This is a genomic window from Dendronalium phyllosphericum CENA369 (assembly GCF_016056275.1).
In the GTDB taxonomy this organism is placed as follows: Bacteria; Cyanobacteriota; Cyanobacteriia; order Cyanobacteriales; family Nostocaceae; genus Dendronalium; species Dendronalium phyllosphericum.
In genome coordinates, this window is sequence record NZ_JAECZA010000195.1 from 1 (window position 1) to 1,008 (window position 1,008).

Below are 1,008 nucleotides of genomic sequence, written 5' to 3' on the forward strand. Positions count from 1 at the left end.
TTGGTATATTGTATGTACTACTTCCAGGTTCAAATTGATCCAAGAACCACAATCTCTTTTGAGCAAAACTTAATGGAATGATTCCATTATTGATGATAATAAAATCTAGTTGTTGATCATCATCACCACTACTACAAGTATATGATCTATCAATAACCAGAACATCTACTACTATTAAAGATGATGATGATGATGTTGATGATGCGTTGTTGATAGTATCATTATTTTTGTTGTTAATAATTTCTTGCTGTTGTTGTTTATCCACCATATCAGCAATAACAGCAATAGTTGGTGATTCGAATACATATTTCAATTGAATTTCAACACCTTCTATTGTTCTTATACGTGATACAAGTTGAGTTGCTAATAAAGAATGTCCTCCCAATTCAAAGAAATTATCATGTATTCCAACTTTTTGTAAACCAAGTAGTTGTTTCCATATTTCAACTAAATGATGTTGGATAGGTGTAGTAGGAGCAACATAAGAAGTCAAATCTTCTGGTCTTTGATCAGGAGCTGGAAGAGCTTTCCTATCTACTTTTCCATTTGGTGTCAATGGTAATCGTTCTAGTGTGACGAAAGCCGAAGGAATCATATATTCTGGTAATTTTCCTTTGACAAATTCTCTCAATTCCTTAGTACTGATGCCAATCATGTTCTCACTACTACTATTACTACTAGTGGTAGTAGTGTTGTTTGTAATAAGAACTATGTATGCAACTAAACGAGCACCTCCTCCTCCAGAAGAAGAAGCTTCTTGTTGTTGTTGTTGATTATTGTTATTATCTCCTTCTTCTCTATTTGCAATAACTATACATTCTCTAATCAATGGATGTTGATTCAATACTGATTCAATTTCTCCAAGTTCAATTCTAAATCCTCGAATCTTAACTTGATGATCTATTCTTCCCAAATATTCTAAATTACCATCACTAAGATATCTACATAAATCTCCTGTTTTGTAAACTCTGGTGTAATCACTTATATTTTTCTTTCCTTCTACTAATA

The 1,008-nt window shown here is 32.2% G+C and carries 1 protein-coding gene; it reads right to left on the reverse strand.

Annotation, left to right across the window (positions count from 1 at the left end; all coding sequences use genetic code 11):
• Positions 1–1,008: AMP-binding enzyme (locus tag I8752_RS22225; protein WP_225895837.1), on the reverse strand; the 1,008-nt coding region annotated here is incomplete at both ends.